12 protein-coding genes and 1 pseudogene are annotated in these 17,338 nt (G+C 52.4%); 9 read left to right on the top strand and 4 right to left on the bottom strand.

Translation table 11 applies throughout. The features are described 5' to 3' along the window. Positions 1–51: 51 nt before the first annotated feature. From EHV07_RS18810 to metK, 3 genes are all read right to left on the bottom strand, one after another. Entirely contained in the window at positions 52–594 is a 543-nt protein-coding gene (locus EHV07_RS18810) for a SprT family zinc-dependent metalloprotease (protein WP_147199691.1), read from the bottom strand. Between the two features lie 69 nt (positions 595–663). Continuing rightward, positions 664–2,061 (bottom strand): sugar porter family MFS transporter, encoded by a 1,398-nt coding sequence (locus EHV07_RS18805; RefSeq protein ID WP_147199690.1) that lies wholly within the window; start codon positions 2,059–2,061, stop codon positions 664–666. A 472-nt stretch (positions 2,062–2,533) separates the two neighbouring features. Further along, positions 2,534–3,688, bottom strand: a complete 1,155-nt coding sequence (metK, locus tag EHV07_RS18800) for a methionine adenosyltransferase (protein ID WP_147199689.1) — start codon at positions 3,686–3,688, stop codon at positions 2,534–2,536. A gap of 786 nt (positions 3,689–4,474) precedes the next feature. Between metK and speA the strand changes: the two genes are divergently transcribed. Together speA and speB are read left to right on the top strand one after the other, a co-directional pair. Next, complete coding sequence (gene speA / locus EHV07_RS18795; protein WP_147199688.1) at positions 4,475–6,451, top strand: biosynthetic arginine decarboxylase; 1,977 nt, start codon at positions 4,475–4,477, stop codon at positions 6,449–6,451. A gap of 160 nt (positions 6,452–6,611) precedes the next feature. Beyond that, positions 6,612–7,535, top strand: coding sequence for an agmatinase (speB, locus tag EHV07_RS18790; protein WP_147199687.1), 924 nt, complete (start codon positions 6,612–6,614; stop codon positions 7,533–7,535). A 78-nt stretch (positions 7,536–7,613) separates the two neighbouring features. Here the strand turns inward: speB and EHV07_RS18785 are convergent, their stop codons facing one another. Further along, complete coding sequence (locus EHV07_RS18785; RefSeq protein ID WP_147199686.1) at positions 7,614–8,366, bottom strand: M48 family metallopeptidase; 753 nt, start codon at positions 8,364–8,366, stop codon at positions 7,614–7,616. Positions 8,367–8,654: 288 nt separating this feature from the next. On the opposite strand from EHV07_RS18785, the gene tkt reads away from it, so the two are divergent. From tkt to EHV07_RS18750, 7 genes and pseudogenes are all read left to right on the top strand, one after another. Then, positions 8,655–10,646 (top strand): transketolase, encoded by a 1,992-nt coding sequence (gene tkt / locus EHV07_RS18780; RefSeq protein WP_147199685.1) that lies wholly within the window; start codon positions 8,655–8,657, stop codon positions 10,644–10,646. Positions 10,647–11,153: 507 nt separating this feature from the next. Then, positions 11,154–12,200 (top strand): erythrose-4-phosphate dehydrogenase, encoded by a 1,047-nt coding sequence (gene epd, locus EHV07_RS18775; protein ID WP_147199684.1) that lies wholly within the window; start codon positions 11,154–11,156, stop codon positions 12,198–12,200. 22 nt (positions 12,201–12,222) lie between these two features. Next, positions 12,223–13,383 (top strand): phosphoglycerate kinase, encoded by a 1,161-nt coding sequence (gene pgk / locus EHV07_RS18770; RefSeq protein ID WP_147199683.1) that lies wholly within the window; start codon positions 12,223–12,225, stop codon positions 13,381–13,383. Between the two features lie 94 nt (positions 13,384–13,477). Further along, positions 13,478–14,557, top strand: a complete 1,080-nt coding sequence (fbaA, locus tag EHV07_RS18765) for a class II fructose-bisphosphate aldolase (RefSeq protein ID WP_147199682.1) — start codon at positions 13,478–13,480, stop codon at positions 14,555–14,557. A 193-nt stretch (positions 14,558–14,750) separates the two neighbouring features. Further along, on the top strand, positions 14,751–15,659 hold the full coding sequence (gene mscS / locus EHV07_RS18760; protein ID WP_147199681.1) for a small-conductance mechanosensitive channel MscS: 909 nt from the start codon (positions 14,751–14,753) through the stop codon (positions 15,657–15,659). 170 nt (positions 15,660–15,829) lie between these two features. Further along, positions 15,830–16,449 (top strand): annotated as a pseudogene (gene argO / locus EHV07_RS18755) (arginine exporter ArgO). Positions 16,450–16,594: 145 nt separating this feature from the next. Then, complete coding sequence (locus EHV07_RS18750) at positions 16,595–17,320, top strand: oxidative stress defense protein (RefSeq protein ID WP_147199680.1); 726 nt, start codon at positions 16,595–16,597, stop codon at positions 17,318–17,320. Positions 17,321–17,338: the final 18 nt, after the last annotated feature.

The raw sequence follows: 17,338 nt of genomic DNA, 5'->3' as shown, positions 1-17,338 counted from the left end.
AGAGTAACAGAAGCGCCAGATAACAGGAAATTGCTGAGTGTCTAATCGCAATTATTGCGCATTTTTTTCGCGAACGTTGATCTCAGGCACGCTGAAATCACCCGGCTGCAAGCGCTCGCCGCAGTGCACGCAGCGGTATTCACTTTCGCCTCGCATCACCCGATTATGACGACGGACCGTTAGCTGATGCTGCTGACAGCGGCAGCGATAGGGAAACGCGCGGCTGCGCACCGATTCGATAGCAAACTGATGCGTGCGTCTGGCGGGTACGCCCAGCACGCTTTCCATCATCCATTTCCATTCTTTGCCGTGCGGTGCAACCCGGCCAAAGTGTCGCCAGACTAATAAATGCGCGAGTTCATGCGGTACCACCTCGTCAATAAAAGCCTGCTGATTTTCGAGTAGCAAAACGGGGTTCAGTCGGATTTCCCAGGTCTGTAGCCAGGCGGTGCCCGCGGTAGTGCCACGCTGCTGATAAACCAGCTTCGGTTCAGGATAGTTGCGTTCGAGGTGCTGGTTAGCCAGCTGCAATTTCACGCGCAGCGAATGCATCACGGCTTGTTGCAGGGCGATGGGTAAGCGAAGGGGTTTCATACGGCAGAGAATACGATGTGGCGAAGGGGATTTCAATGAATCTGGCCGGGTTTCCCCGGCCAGTCAAACTTAGTCGCGCTGACCGATGTCACGCAGCTTTTTGCCGCTCAACAGGTTACGCTCAATGTGCTCAAGAGAAACGTTTTTCGTTTCCGGGATCAGCCACAGAGTAATCAGGATAAAGACGATATTCAGACCCGCATAGACCCAGAAAGTATTCGCATTACCCAGGGTGTTCAGCATGGTCAGGAAGGTCGCTCCCACGATCATGTTAGCAATCCAGTTGGTCGCAGTGGAAACGGTGATACCGAAATCGCGGCCTTTCAGCGGCTGAATTTCTGAACACAGTACCCAAATCAGCGGACCGGCGCTCATGGCGAAGCCGATGATAAACATCAACAACATACCGATTGCGAAGTACTGTGCGCCGGTAGAGTGAATACCGACATGCAGCATCGTTCCCAGCACGCCCATGCCGATCGCCATTACCAGGAAACCCAGTTTCAGCGTCGGTTTACGGCCCCAGCGATCCACCAGCCCAATCGCGATAAAGGTTGCCAGCACGTTGATCAGACCAACGATAACGGTTCCCCACATCTGCTCGGTCGTATTGGTAAAACCGGCGATTTCAAAGATTTTTGGTGCGTAATACATGATGACGTTCATGCCGGTGAACTGCTGCATAACCTGCAGAAGCACACCCAGATAAACAGCGCGACGGAAGTTGCTGTTGTTCTGGAACAGGTTCCAGCCAGACTGTTTGATCTTCAGGCTTTCACGAATTTCATCCAGTTCACGCTTTGCCTGTTCGCTGGTATCACGCAGACGATCGAGCACGCGCTGCGCATCGCGGAAGTTGCCTTTAGCCGCCAGCCAGCGTGGGCTGTTTGGCAGGAAGAAAACGCCAACCAGCAGCAGCAGAGCAGGGATAGTAATTACGCCGAGCATCCAGCGCCATTCGCCGCTGTAGCTGAAAGCCGTATCAGAAAGATAAGCACCGAGGATACCGATGGTGATCATCAGCTGGTAAAGCGAAATCATGCTGCCGCGAATTTTTTCGGGAGCGATTTCGGAGAGGTAAAGCGGAGCGGTGTAGGAAGCGACGCCAACAGCCAGACCGAGCAGCACGCGAGCAATAATCAGCATTTCCGCATTCGGAGACATGGCCGACCACAGGGAGCCAATCACGAACAGGACGGCACCGATCATCAGGCTTTTTTTACGGCCGAGGAAAGAGGACATCCAACCGCTGCCGACGGCACCGATGGCTGCACCAAACATCATGGAACTGACGATCCACTCTTGCTGATGTGCGGTGATGCTAAAATCTTTCGCGATGAAGGGCAGGGCACCGGCAATCACACCGATATCCAGACCAAAAAGCAGACCCGCGAGTGCGGCAAGAAAACACACAAAAAGGGTCATCGCCTTGTTCGATGTTCTGCTCTGTTTCTTATTATCAGGCATAAAGCCTCCATTTGAGTGGTACTGCATATTGTTGTTATAAATGTTAGAAAACCCGAGCGCGTAAGACTGTGCGGCAGATCACATCAGTGTAATCGGTTACACACCAGATCTTTCTGAAAATGACGATTTTCACACGCGCTTACGCTTTATAACCAGTTAGTCATAGCGCTAAATAGCTTCTCTTAGTTCCCTGACGGTCCTCTATCAGACAGCGCTGAAAATAGCGCATTCTGACCGCAATTGTTAAGGCTGGAAATTCTTAATTGTCAGATAAATCGTACGTTTCCGGCTGTAACCGTTAACATTTTGTTAATTTCTGACAGAATTTCGCTCGAAAGCCCCCTTTTTTTACCTATATTCCATTCCCTGGTGTGGATGGACATAACGTTTTATTCGCAGTTGATGAGCAATCACCCAGCAGCAGACAGCAAAAAGGGCACCCTTAGGTGCCCTCGATACTGCGAGTCTGAACTTATTTCAGGCCAGCAGCTTCACGCAGCTGATCGGCTTTGTCGGTTTTTTCCCAAGGGAAATGTTCACGACCAAAGTGACCATAAGCTGCGGTTTCACGATAAATCGGGTGCAGCAGGTCCAGCATCTGGATCAAACCGTATGGACGCAGGTCGAAGAACTCACGTACCAGCAGAGTCAGTTGCTCAGTAGACACTTTTTCGGTGCCGAAGGTTTCTACCATGATAGAGGTCGGTTCAGCCACGCCGATCGCGTAGGAAACCTGAATCTCACAGCGATCCGCCAGGCCAGCAGCAACGATGTTTTTCGCTACGTAGCGCGCAGCATAAGCTGCTGAACGGTCAACTTTTGATGGATCTTTACCAGAAAACGCTCCGCCGCCGTGACGCGCCATGCCGCCGTAGGTATCAACGATGATTTTACGACCGGTCAGGCCACAGTCGCCCATTGGACCACCGATAACGAAACGACCGGTTGGGTTGATGTGGTATTTGGTGCTCTCGTTGATCCACTCAGTCGGCAGAACCGGCTTGATGATCTCTTCCATCACCGCTTCCTGCAGATCTTTCTGCGAGATCTCTTCAGCGTGCTGAGTGGAAAGAACAACCGCATCAATCCCTACGATTTTGCCCGCATCATACTGGAAAGTGATCTGGCTTTTGGCGTCCGGACGCAGCCATGGCAGCGTGCCGTTTTTACGCACTTCGGCCTGGCGCTGTACCAGACGGTGAGCGTAGGTCACTGGCGCAGGCATCAGCACGTCGGTTTCGTTGGTCGCATAGCCGAACATCAGGCCCTGGTCGCCCGCACCCTGTTCCAGCGGATCGGCGCGGTCAACGCCCTGATTGATATCTGGCGACTGCTTACCGATGGCATTCAGTACTGCACAGGAATTGGCATCAAAGCCCATGTCGGAATGGACATAGCCGATTTCACGCACGGTGTTACGAGTGATCTCTTCGATATCAACCCATGCAGAAGTGGTGATTTCGCCGCCCACCAATACCATGCCGGTCTTTACATAGGTTTCGCAAGCCACGCGTGCTTTTGGATCCTGCTCAAGAATGGCGTCAAGAACGGCATCAGAAATCTGATCGGCGATTTTATCGGGATGTCCTTCTGAGACGGACTCGGAAGTGAAAAGGTGTTTAGCCATTTATTCGTTACCTTACTGAAACGGGTTGAAATCAACTGCATAGCGCGAAAAAACTGGACTCCAGACTGTTCACTGGATGTGGTTCTTTGCGCCCCCCTCAGGCAAAACCATGAGCAGACTATGGCTTTAAGACGCTTAGAAGTTAACCAGTATAGATGGATTCACATCTGGATGGCTATTTTAGGTTACTCGTTAAGCGGATTGCCAGCACTTTTTAGCGAAACGGCTCTTCTCTGTAGCGAGAAAGTGTCAAATTATCCTGACACCGCTCCCATCCCCTAAATTTTAGTTTTGCATTACTGTCGCTATGGCTGTATAAAACGCCGCTGCTTTTCACCGACATCAGCTGGGTTTAGCGGCAGGCACGTCAGCAACGAACTTTTCGCGCTGGCTTTTCAGGGCGTTTCCACTTGTGTTAAGTGGCGGTGATCAAAGTAATGAACACGGGTTTAGCCGGTCAATTACGCCAGCCAGGCGTGCTCAATTCCTCTTCTTTTAGCTCTTCTGTTCGGGCGCCTTGTCGATGTCCCCTCGGTCATCAATTTGAGACAAGTGCCGATTAATCTCTGTTAACGTCGTTTTCAGGTCCCTCTCTGAAAGGGATTCGCTATTGGTCTGACCCGCTACCGGGAGTCCGCTACGTGTTTAATGTTATACTTATGCTATCGCCTGAGGCGGCGATTCAGCGTTTTATGCTGATTTTAACGCCATTGTTTGGGTTGTTGTCGCGGGATTTCCCTGCGATAGTAGCTAACTATTCCGCATCATTGCAATTTGAGGCTCGCGATGTCTGACGACAACAAGATGATCAAGGGTTCGTCAGCAGGCGAACAGGGTGGACTCCGTTCAATGCAGGAGGTGGCCATGAGCGATCAAGATGCCAGCAAAATGCTGCGCACCTATAACATTGCCTGGTGGGGCAATAATTATTATGACGTCAATGAGCTGGGGCATATCAGCGTTTGTCCCGATCCGGACGTGCCTGAAGCTCGGGTCGATCTGGCAAAACTGGTGAAAGAGCGCGAAGCCGATGGCCAGCGCCTGCCAGCGCTGTTTTGCTTCCCACAGATCCTGCAACACCGCCTGCGCTCGATCAACGCCGCTTTTAAACGTGCGCGTGAAGGCTACGGCTACCGTGGCGATTACTTTCTGGTGTATCCCATTAAGGTTAACCAGCACAAGCGTGTTATCGAATCGCTGATCAGCTCTGGCGAACCACTGGGCCTGGAAGCCGGTTCAAAAGCAGAGCTGATGGCCGTTCTGGCGCACGCAGGTATGACCCGCTCGGTGATTGTTTGTAACGGTTATAAAGACCGCGAATATATTCGTCTGGCGCTGATCGGCGAAAAGATGGGCCACAAGGTCTATCTGGTGCTGGAAAAAATGACCGAAGTGAAGATGGTGCTGGAAGAGGCTGAGCGCCTGAATGTTATTCCGCGCCTCGGTATCCGCGCCCGTCTGGCGTCGCAAGGCTCCGGTAAATGGCAGTCCAGCGGCGGCGAGAAGTCTAAATTTGGCCTGTCTGCGACTCAGGTGCTGAAGCTGGTGGATATCATGCGTGAAGCAGGGCGGATGGAAAGCCTGCAACTTCTGCATTTCCATCTCGGCTCGCAGATGGCAAATATCCGCGATATCGCTACCGGCGTGCGCGAATCAGCCCGTTTCTACGTCGAACTGGCGAAGCTTGGCGTCAACATTCAGTGCTTTGACGTCGGCGGCGGTCTGGGCGTGGACTATGAAGGAACCCGTTCACAGTCCGACTGCTCGGTAAACTACGGCCTGAACGAATATGCCAACAATGTTATTTGGGCAATTGGCGCGGCATGCGATGAACATGACCTGCCACATCCGACGGTGATCACCGAGTCCGGTCGTGCGGTTACTGCACACCACACGGTACTGGTATCGAACATCATTGGTGTTGAACGCAACGAATTCAGTACTCCGCAGGCGCCTGCTGGTGAGGCTCCACGCCCTATCATCAGCATGTGGGATACCTGGCAGGAAATGCATGAGCCGAACAATCGTCGCTCACTGCGTGAATGGCTGCACGACAGCCAGATGGATCTGCACGATATTCACACCGGCTATTCGCAAGGCACTTACGACCTCAAGCAGCGTGCCTGGGCAGAGCAGCTGTATCTGAGTATTTGTAACTACATTCAGCAGCACCTGGATCCGAGCAACCGTGCTCACCGTCCCATTATTGATGAGCTTCAGGAACGGATGGCGGATAAGATTTACGTTAACTTCTCGCTGTTCCAGTCAATGCCGGACGCGTGGGGTATCGATCAGCTGTTCCCGGTGCTGCCGCTTGAAGGCCTGAATAAGTCTCCGGAACGCCGCGCGGTATTGCTGGACATTACCTGTGACTCCGACGGCACGATCGACCATTACGTTGACGGTGACGGTATTGCAACTACCATGCCGATGCCGCAGTACGATGTGGATAATCCACCGATGCTGGGCTTCTTCATGGTCGGTGCCTATCAGGAAATTCTGGGCAACATGCATAACCTGTTCGGCGATACCGAAGCGGTGGACGTCTTTGCTTATGCAGACGGTCGCGTGGATGTTCAGCTGTCTGATGAAGGCGACACCGTCGCGGATATGCTTGAATACGTTCAGCTGGATCCGCAGGAGCTGTTAACGCACTTCCGTAAACAGATCAAAGAGAGCGATCTGGATGACGATCTCCGTGCGCAGTTTATCGAAGAGTTTGAAGCGGGTCTGTACGGCTACACTTATCTGGAAGATGAGTAGGCCAGCTGATTAGCGAAACGCGCTGATTGTGGGCCGGCACGCTGCCCGGCTCAGGCAATACGGTTATCAATCCCTTCCTCGTCGGGCTTAACGACGCGGCGGGGATTTTTTTCATCTTTACTTTTACGCGCCTACTGGCAACAGCAAAAGAGGATTGGCAATGAATAACACTCTCGGCAATCAATACGACAACTCCCTGGTTTCAAACGCGTTTGGTTTTATGCGTTTCCCGGTTAACTTTCAGCCTTACGACAGCGACGCAGAATGGGTCATTACCGGTGTGCCTTTTGATGCGGCGACGTCGGGCCGCCCTGGCAGCCGCCTTGGCCCGGGCGCCATCCGTCAAATTTCTACCAACCTGGCCTGGGAAGGCTGCCGCTGGCCGTGGAAATTCGATCTGCGTCAGCGCCTGAAAGTGATTGATTGCGGCGATCTGGTTTACGCGTTTGGCGATTCACAGGATCTGTCGGATAAATTGCAGGCGCACGCTGAAAAGCTGCTGGCTAATGGTAAGCGTATGCTGACCTTCGGCGGCGACCACTATGTAACGCTGCCGCTGCTGCGCGCCCACGCGAAGCATTTCGGGAAAATGGCGCTGGTGCATTTTGATGCCCATACCGACACCTATTCCAACGGCCCGACGTTTGACCACGGCACGATGTTCTACACGGCGCCGCAGGAAGGCCTGATCGATCCTGCTCATTCCGTGCAGATTGGTATTCGTACCGAGTTCGATGATTCTCTGGGCTTTAACGTGCTCGACGCAGCGCAGATCAACGATCGCAGCGTTGATGACATCATTGCCCAGGTGAAACAGATCGTTGGCGATATGCCGGTGTACCTGACTTTTGATATCGACTGTCTGGATCCGGCGCATGCGCCAGGTACGGGCACGCCAGTGATCGGTGGATTAACGACCGACAAAGCAACCAAGCTGGTACGCGGTCTGCAAGGGTTAAATATTGTGGGAATGGATCTGGTAGAGGTCGCGCCGGGTTACGATCAGTCTGATTTGACCTCTCTGGCGGCGGCGACGCTGGCGCTGGATATGCTGCATGTGCAGGCAGTGAACAAAGGCGAATAAAGCCCCAGGGCCCGCTTGCGTTTCTCAGGGCACTATCAGGTCAACAATCAAAGGCCAGCGCGTGGCTGGCCTTTATCATTATTTTCCTGCCGCAATGCGCTCCTTAATATGCTGTGCACGGGAAGCAGAGGAAGGATGGGAGTCAAACATTGTACTGCTGTTGCTGCCTTCCAGTTTCGCCAGTTTTTCAAAACTGGTTTCCAGCCCTTCTGGGTTGATGCCGCGCTTCTTCAACAGATCAAATGAGTAATCATCCGCCTGCGATTCCTGTTTTTGTGAGAACTGTGCATTCACCAGTTTCTCGCCCAGGTCGCCCAGCTGCGAGGCTGACAGCGTAGCAGCAATACCGCCAACGGAGGCCGCAGCAGAGCGTGCTGCCGTCGTGCCGTAAGCCACCTGCATCGCCCGACGCGTGTGCCCCAGCGCAACGTGACCCATTTCATGGCCCAGTACGCCTTCCACTTCGTTGTCGGTCATCATATCCATTAAACCGCTGTAGACACGGATACAGCCGTTCGCCATCGCCCAGGCATTAACATCCTTCGTGACGTAGACCTTATAGTTTGCCGGCGTGCCGTTAATATTATCGCCAAGCGCGGCGGCAATTTTATTCAGACGCTGGGTATAAACGCTGTCGGCAGGGGCAATTTGTGCCTCGCTATCCATTTGCTCGCAGGATTTCACACTGAGTTCTTTTACCTGCGCATCGCTGAGTGAGGCAGCCTGATAAGCCTGGGCACCCGACTGGAGCAGGGCATTGCTGTCAAAATTCTGACAACCAGAAAGTGCGGTGGCAATGGTCAGAGCCAGTACTGAAGCAGGGAGTTTCATATATTTTCATCCATTCCATAACAAGGTAATAAAAAACAATCACCTGCCGCTAAATAGCAGGGAAAAAGTGTGACTAAGAAGTAAACGTTATAACCGTACAGCGTACAAATGCCTAGTTGCGGCGGGCAAAAAACGCAAGTTTGGACCGGTTTTTTTGCACTTTTCGCCATGTACATGTTACCCCCCTTTCATGTACATTGAGGGTCGACTTTTACCACTTTGCCTGATAACTCATTGATTAAAATAGGTTAAGGACGGCGAAGCGTTTAATCCGATCTGGAGTAGAACATGTCTTCTCGTAAAGAGCTTGCGAACGCCATTCGCGCACTAAGTATGGATGCTGTACAGAAAGCCAAATCTGGCCACCCGGGCGCGCCTATGGGTATGGCGGATATTGCTGAGGTTCTGTGGCGTGACTTCCTGAATCACAACCCGACGAATCCTCTGTGGGCCGATCGCGACCGTTTCGTGCTGTCAAACGGCCACGGTTCGATGCTGATTTATAGCCTGCTGCACCTCAGCGGCTACGATCTGCCGATTGCTGAACTGGCTAACTTCCGTCAGCTGCACTCCAAAACGCCAGGCCACCCGGAGTTCGGTTACACCGCAGGCGTTGAAACCACCACGGGTCCGCTGGGACAGGGTATTGCTAACGCTGTCGGTATGGCGATTGCCGAGCGTACGCTGGCCGCGCAGTTCAACCGTCCGGGCCACGACGTTGTTGACCACAACACCTATGTGTTTATGGGCGACGGCTGCATGATGGAAGGCATCTCTCATGAAGTTTGCTCGCTGGCGGGCACGCTGAAACTGGGCAAGCTGGTTGCTTTCTATGACGATAACGGCATCTCTATCGACGGCCATATCGACGGCTGGTTCACCGATGATACCGCGGCGCGTTTCGAAGCTTATGGCTGGCACGTTGTTCGTGGCGTGGACGGTCACGACGCGGAAGCTATCCGTAAAGCCGTTGAAGAAGCCAAAGCGGTCAGCGATAAGCCTTCTCTGCTGATGTGCAAAACCGTGATTGGCTTTGGCTCACCAAACAAAGCCGGCACGCACGATTCACACGGCGCACCGCTGGGTGATGAAGAGATCGCACTGACCCGTAAGCAACTGGGCTGGAGCCATGCGCCATTCGAAATCCCACAGGACATTTACGCTCAGTGGGACGCGAAAGAGGCCGGTCAGGCGAAAGAAGCTGCGTGGAATGAAAAGTTCGCCGCCTACGCGAAAGCGCATCCTGAGCTGGCCCTCGAATTCCAGCGTCGTGTTAAAAACGAACTGCCGGAAAACTGGCAGAATGAGTCGCAGAAGTTCATCGAACAGCTGCAGGCGAACCCAGCTAAAATTGCCAGCCGTAAAGCTTCTCAGAACGCGCTGGAAGCCTTCGGCAAGCTGCTGCCAGAATATCTGGGCGGTTCCGCTGACCTCGCGCCAAGCAACCTGACCATGTGGTCCGGCTCTAAGCCAATCAATGAAGATGCCGCAGGCAACTATATTCATTATGGCGTACGCGAGTTCGGTATGACGGCGATCGCGAACGGCATTACGCTGCACGGCGGTTTCCTGCCTTATACCGCAACGTTCCTGATGTTTGTGGAATACGCTCGAAATGCTGCCCGTATGGCCGCGCTGATGAAAATCCGCCAGGTTATGGTCTATACCCATGACTCCATTGGTCTGGGCGAAGATGGTCCAACTCACCAGCCGGTAGAACAGCTTGCCAGCCTGCGCGTGACGCCAAACATGAGCGTATGGCGTCCGTGTGACCAGGTGGAATCAGCCGTAGCCTGGAAATATGCTATCGAACGTCACGACGGCCCAACCGCGCTGATCTTCTCCCGTCAGAATCTGGCGCAGCAGGATCGTGATGCTGAGCAGCTGGCTAACGTTGCGCGCGGTGCTTATGTGCTGAAAGATTGCGCAGGTCAGCCAGAAGTCATCCTGATTGCTACCGGTTCTGAAGTTGAGCTGGCGGTTGCCGCGTACGATCGTCTGACTGCGGAAGGCCGTAAGGCTCGCGTGGTTTCTATGCCGTCTACCGATGCGTTTGACAAGCAGGATGCTGCTTACCGTGAAGCCGTGCTGCCGAAAGCGGTTAGCGCGCGCGTTGCTATCGAAGCGGGTATTGCTGATTACTGGTTCAAATACACCGGCCTGAACGGCGCTATCGTTGGCATGACCACCTTCGGTGAGTCAGCACCAGCCGAGAAGCTGTTTGAAATCTTTGGCTTCACCGTGGATAACGTTGTCGCTAAAGCGAAAGCGCTGCTGTAAGACGTCAGGCTCGCCTGCTCAGGCAGGCGAGCCTGCCTAAAACCCTTAGCATTCACTGCCACCTCACGGCTGCAACAGGTTCCTTTTCGCGTTGCGGTTATTTCTGTTCGTTACGTATGAATTTCGCTATTAACATAAAATGACTGGGAAAAATCTCATTTAAGCGGCGAGAGAGCAGTTTCGCCCTGGCGTATGCTAAGTTTGTGCTGATCGGAATGCGCGATCGCACCAGCCTGCCTGACTCTGCAATGCGATATTAATGGGATGTTTTTTGACCACTCTTTCCCCGAATGTGATCCGGGTCAGATTTTTAACCTGGGATTGATCTAACTCATTCCAATTATTCCGTATTGTCTTTATTGTAGCTGAACCGTTTCAGTCCGCGTATCGACTGACGGGATTGGAATCGAATGCAGGATTGAAGGCGCAAAAATTCCCTGTACAAATGTAAACGTCTGCCTCAGGCTAACGTTCCAGTTTTGCACTGAATTTTGCTGCAGGAGTGATATGACGGTTCGCATTGCCATAAACGGATTTGGTCGCATTGGGCGTAACGTACTGCGTGCGCTTTATGAAACCGGACGCCGCGCTGAAATTACCATTGTGGCCATTAATGAACTGGCGGAAGCGGCAGGCATGGCGCACCTGTTAAAATACGATACCAGCCACGGGCGGTTTGCCTGGGACGTTCGTCAGGAGCGAGATCTGCTGTGGGTGGGCGAAGATACCATTCGTATTTTGCATCGTGCGGAAATCGCCGATCTTCCCTGGCGCGAGCTTAATGTTGATATCGTTCTTGATTGCACCGGCGTGTTTGGCAGCCGGGCTGATGGCGAAGCTCATCTTGCCGCCGGCGCTAAAAAAGTGCTGTTTTCCCATCCCGGTGGAAACGACCTTGACGCCACCGTGGTCTTTGGCGTGAACGAAAAAGAACTCAAGCCCCACGACCTGATCGTCTCCAACGCCTCCTGTACCACTAACTGTATTATTCCGATTATCAAACTGCTGGATGACGCCTTCGGCATCGAGTCAGGCACGGTAACCACTATCCACTCTGCCATGCACGACCAGCAGGTTATTGATGCCTACCACACCGATTTACGGCGTACTCGTGCGGCCAGCCAGTCGATCATTCCGGTGGATACGCGCCTTGCCGCAGGCATTACGCGTATTTTTCCGAAATTTAACGATCGCTTTGAAGCCATCGCCGTGCGCGTGCCTACGATTAACGTGACGGCAATTGATTTAAGCGTCAGCGTACGGGCTGCGGTACGGGCCTGCGAGGTCAACGCGCTGCTGCAAAATGCCTCGGAAGAAACATTTAGTGGTATAGTTGACTATACGGAATTACCGTTAGTCTCCATAGATTTTAACCACGATCCGCACAGTGCCATTGTGGACGGCACCCAAACGCGGGTCAGCGGTCAGCACCTGATCAAGACGCTGGTCTGGTGCGACAACGAGTGGGGCTTTGCTAACCGAATGATTGACACGACGTTAGCCATGGCCGCAAGCGGTTTCAGCCAGGGCGCGGATTGCGCCTTTAAAATTTAGAGAATCAACGAGAGGACTCACCATGTCAGTAATTAAAATGACCGATTTGGATCTTGCCGGGAAACGCGTACTGATTCGTTCCGATTTGAATGTGCCAGTGAAAGAAGGGAAAGTGACTTCAGATGCACGTATCCGTGCTTCACTGCCGACTATCGAAGCGGCCCTGAAGCAGGGCGCAAAAGTGATGGTAACCTCTCACCTTGGTCGTCCGACCGAAGGTGAATATAATGAAGAATTCTCACTGCTTCCGGTGGTTAACTATCTGAAAGATAAACTTTCATCTCCAGTTCGCCTGGCGAAAGATTATCTGGACGGCGTTGAAATTGCAGACGGTGAGCTGGTCGTTCTGGAAAACGTGCGCTTTAACAAAGGCGAAAAGAAAGACGACGAAACGCTCGCTAAAAAATATGCTGCGCTGTGCGACATCTATGTCATGGATGCCTTTGGTACGGCGCACCGCGCGCAGGCCTCTACTCACGGCGTTGGTAAATTTGCCTCTGTCGCCTGTGCTGGCCCGCTGCTGGCAGACGAGCTGGAAGCGCTGGGTAAAGCCCTGAAAAGCCCTGAGCGCCCAATGGTTGCCGTCGTCGGCGGTTCTAAAGTATCTACCAAGTTCGACGTACTGAATTCACTGGTTAAAATTGCAGATACGGTCATCGTTGGCGGCGGTATCGCTAACACCTTCGTGGCTATCGACAACAACGTAGGCAAGTCACTGTACGAACCTGATTTCGTTGATGCAGCCAAAAAACTGCGTGATGAGTTCAAAATTCCGGTTCCAACGGATTCCCGCGTCGGCACCGAGTTCTCCGAAACTGCGCCTTCTACCGTCAAAAAAGTCAGCGAAGTGCAAGACAACGAAGAGATCATGGACTTTGGCGACGAAACTGCTGAAGCCATGGCTAAGCTGCTGAAAGAAGCCAAAACCATCCTGTGGAATGGCCCGGTGGGCGTGTTTGAGTTCCCTAACTTCCGTAAGGGCACTGAAATCGTCGCGAAAGCCATTGCAGACAGCGACGCATTCTCTATCGCAGGCGGCGGTGATACGCTGGCAGCAATCGACCTCTTCGGCATCGAAGACAAAATTTCCTACATTTCTACCGGCGGCGGTGCATTCCTGGAGTTCGTGGAAGGCAAAAAACTGCCAGCAGTAGCCATGCTGGAAGAGCGCGCAAAACAGTAATCTCTGGGGCGGGAGTTTTGCTCCCGCCTGAACGATTGACCTGACTATCAGGTACAGAATCTCTTACTACGACCGACGAAACAGGACAAAAGACATGTCTAAAATTTTTGATTTCGTAAAACCAGGCGTTGTCACCGGTGATGACGTACAGAAGATCTTCCAAGTCGCCAAAGAAAACAAATTCGCTCTGCCAGCCGTTAACTGCGTGGGCACTGACTCAATCAACGCCGTTCTGGAAACCGCTGCGAAAGTAAAAGCGCCGGTCATCATCCAGTTCTCTAACGGCGGTGCGGCATTTATTGCCGGCAAAGGCCTGAAATCCGATAAGCCACAGGCTGCGGCAATTCTGGGCGCTATCTCTGGTGCGCATCACGTTCATCAGATGGCTGAGCACTACGGTGTGCCAGTTATCCTGCACACTGACCACTGCGCGAAAAAACTGCTGCCGTGGATCGATGGTCTGCTGGATGCCGGTGAAGCTCACTTTGCCAAAACAGGTAAACCACTGTTCTCTTCTCACATGATCGATCTGTCAGAAGAGTCTCTGGAAGAAAACATCGAAATCAGCAGCAAATATCTGGCACGCATGGCGAAAATCGACATGACGCTGGAAATCGAACTGGGCTGTACCGGCGGTGAAGAAGATGGCGTAGACAACAGCCATATGGATGCTTCTGCACTGTACACTCAGCCAGAAGATGTTGATTATGCTTACACCAAGCTGAACGCTATCAGCCCACGCTTCACCATTGCGGCCTCTTTCGGCAACGTACACGGTGTTTATAAGCCAGGCAACGTCAAGCTGACCCCAACCATCCTGCGTGATTCTCAGGAATATGTGACCAAAAAACATAACCTGCCGCATAACTCGCTGGATTTCGTTTTCCACGGTGGTTCTGGTTCTTCCGCTGCTGAGATTGAAGAGTCAATCGGCTACGGCGTGATTAAAATGAATATCGATACCGACACCCAATGGGCGACCTGGGACGGCATCCTGCAATACTACAAAAAGAACGAAGGCTACCTTCAGGCCCAGCTGGGTAACCCGGAAGGCGCTGATAAGCCAAACAAAAAATACTACGATCCGCGTGTATGGCTGCGTTCTGCCCAGACTTCAATGATTACTCGTCTGGAACAGGCATTTAAAGAGCTGAATGCGGTAGACGTGCTTTAAGCGAAAACGTCTTGCTGAATAAAAGGCCCCTTTATGGGGTCTTTTTTTTGCCCGTTAGGTAACAAATTATTAATTTCACTGGATATTTGGCAGTACGCCCCATTTTTGGTTACGCTTGTTGTTTGGGATGTCAGCATTGCCTGGCAATGAATAACTGCGAACGCTCAGTTGAGAGCAACAACAGGATAATCAGATGGAAGATCTAAACGTAGTAGATGGCGTTAACCGAGCGGGTAGCTGGCTGGTTCATAACCAGGCACTGCTACTGAGCTATGCGGTCAATATTGTTGCCTCAATAATCATCATTATCATTGGGGTATTGGTTGCAAAAATTGTCTCTAACGCACTGAATAAAGTGCTTAAAGCACGACATATCGATACAACCGTATGCGACTTCCTGGCGGCCATTGCCCGTTACGGCATCATCGCCTTTACGCTGACCGCCGCATTAAACCGTGTGGGCGTGCAAACGGCCTCGGTGATTGCACTGTTAGGCGCAATTGGTCTGGCCGCAGGTCTGGCGGTGCAGGGTGCGCTGAGTAACCTGGCCGCAGGCGTACTGCTGGTGATCTTCCGTCCTTTCCGTACCGGTGACTTTATCGATATCGGCGTAATGGGAACCGTACAGAACGTACAGATTTTCTCGACTACGCTGAAATCAGCCGATGGTAAGACGGTCGTCGTGCCAAACGGTAAAATCATTGCTGGTAATATCGTTAACTATTCCCGCGAGCCGGTGCGCCGTAATGAATTCATTATCGGTGTGGCCTATGACGCGGATGTCGATCGGGTGCTTAAACTGTTGCGCGAAGTGGTTGATGCCGATCCGCGTGTTCTCCAGGATATGGGCGTTCAGATTGGGCTGAATGAACTGGCAGCATCATCAGTGAACTTTGTGGTGCGCTGCTGGAGCAATGCGGGCGATCTGCAAAATGTTTACTGGGATCTGATGAAAAACTTCAAACGTACGCTGGATGCTAACAATATCGGCATTCCTTATCCGCAGATGGATGTTCACCTGCATCAGGATAAAACGGCTGAGCCAAAAGAAGAGGCTGACGCGCAGACGTTAAGCAAAGCAGAACCGGTGACTTCTAAGTAATATCAGACGATTTTGCCCGATAATCTTCTCAGAAGAGCGGACATCAGTGCCGCTCTTTTTTTAGTTCTGCATCATTAGCTATTCTGATAAACCATAAGTTCTTTCCATTTCCTCTAATGTTAACCTCGCTATAAACTCGCCGCCACCAGGTTAAGATTGAGGAATAGACCATGATTTCTGTTTTTTTCCAGGGGATGGCGTTGGGTGCCGCGCTGATCCTGCCTTTGGGGCCACAAACGCGTTCGTGATGAACCAGGGCGTTCGCAGACAGTATCATTTGATGACGGCAGGTCTCTGCACGCTAAGCGATATTGTATTGATTTGCGCCGGGGTATTTGGCGGCAGCGCATTATTAACGCAGTCACCGTTGCTGCTTAACCTGGTGACATGGGGCGGGGTACTGTTTCTGCTCTGGTATGGTCTGGGTGCCTTACGTACCGCCGCCAGCGGTAATATTGAACTGGCCAGCGCTAACGCGCTGAGGCAGGGGCGCTGGCGAATTGTCGCAACAATGATGGCCGTCACCTGGCTTAATCCGCATGTCTATATTGACACCTTTATGGTGCTCGGAAGCCTGGGCGGACAATTACCTGCCGAATCTCGCCGCTGGTTTGCGCTCGGCTCGGCCAGCGCTTCGCTGCTGTGGTTTTTCAGTCTGGCGCTGCTGGCAGCCTGGCTCTCTCCCCGATTAAACACCGCGACGTCTCAGCGTGTTATTAACCTGGTGGTTGGGCTGGTAATGTGGGCGATTGCGTTAAAACTGGCTCTTCAGGCATTAGGCTGGTTGTAAAGAAACGTACTCCAGGAATGGAGATCATAGTCGGAGAGCGATTCAGGCACTAACATAAGCTGTTGCACTATAACGGAACAATTGACTGGCGGTTCGTGCCGTCCGTTTTCTGCCCGGATGTGATTAAATCCCATGGAGGAATTCAGTGAAGCTTACAAAATCGGCTCTGGCCGCAATAGTTGGATTGTCTGTTCTACCTGCCGCAGCAATGGCTGATGAATTACCCAATGGCCCGCACGTGGTGACATCAGGCCAGGCCAGCGTAGACGCTACGCCTGATATTGCCACGCTGGCAATAGAAGTCAGTGTGTCATCAAAAGATGCTTCAGAAGCGAAAAAGCAGGCTGACGCGCGCGTCGCCCAGTATTTCGATTTTCTGCAAAAAAACGGCATTGAGAAGAAAGATATTAATGCTGCTAACCTGCGTACTCAGCCTGAATATGATTATCTGAAAGACGGTAAATCAGAGCTGAAAGGCTATCGTGCCGTACGTCAGGTTCAGGTCACGCTACGCCAGCTGGACAAGTTGAATGAGCTGTTGGATGGGGCGTTGAAGTCCGGTCTGAATGAAATCCGCTCCGTGGAGCTGGGCGTGGCGAACCCTGACAGCTACCGTGATAAAGCCCGTCAGGCCGCTATCGAGAATGCCACTCAGCAGGCAGGTGCGCTGGCGAAAGGCTTTAACACTCAGTTAGGGCCGGTCTACAGCATCCGCTACCACGTTGCCAACTATCAGCCGATGCCGGTGGCCAGAATGTTTAAAGCTGCTGACGCCGCGCCAATGACCTCCGCCGCGCAGACCTACGAGCAGCAGAGTATTCATTTTGACGATCAGGTTGATGTGGTGTTTGAGCTGAAACGTAATCCGTAGCAGCTTGTACGACAGCTG

The sequence above is a fragment of the Pantoea sp. CCBC3-3-1 genome (genome assembly GCF_007981265.1).
In the GTDB taxonomy this organism is placed as follows: domain Bacteria; phylum Pseudomonadota; class Gammaproteobacteria; order Enterobacterales; family Enterobacteriaceae; genus Erwinia.
Note: the sequence above shows the minus strand (reverse complement) of the source record. Positions and strands in the feature narration are given on the sequence as shown.